This is a genomic window from Mesorhizobium sp. P2_A12, from assembly GCF_056405075.1.
In genome coordinates this window covers 1-353 of the sequence record NZ_JBFUCU010000102.1, presented here as the reverse complement: position 1 = coordinate 353, position 353 = coordinate 1, and the positions used below count along the sequence as shown (strand labels likewise).

Below are 353 nucleotides of genomic sequence, written 5' to 3'. Positions count from 1 at the left end.
ACGGCGAACGCCGCCGCCCCGGCGGCTGAGCCGATGCGGCCGACCACCAGGTTGCCTTCCTTGAACAGGAGGATGCTTGTGCCGTCGGTCGTGTCGAGGCCGGAATCCACCCCTGCGGCGGACACCGCCAGCGAGAACGCCGTCGTCCCTCCCTCCTGGTCCGCTCCGAACGAACTTCCYGTCGAACTCACGACAGGGCTCGCGTTTTGCGCAAAGCCAGTTGGGCTCAGATCGGTGCTGACATTGGTGACACCGGCAAACAGCCCCACCACCCCCGCCGCGGTCGTGTCGTTCGCATCCGCCTGGACGCCCGCGGTCTCGTCATGCGCCACCGTGGGAGCGCCCTGGACGAT

The 353-nt window shown here is 68.2% G+C and carries 1 protein-coding gene; it reads right to left on the bottom strand.

What is annotated here, in order from left to right; translation table 11 throughout:
* Positions 1 to 353, bottom strand: a 353-nt coding sequence (locus AC1DZU_RS35695; protein WP_477292167.1) for a DUF5801 repeats-in-toxin domain-containing protein, incomplete at both ends; no start/stop codon positions are given.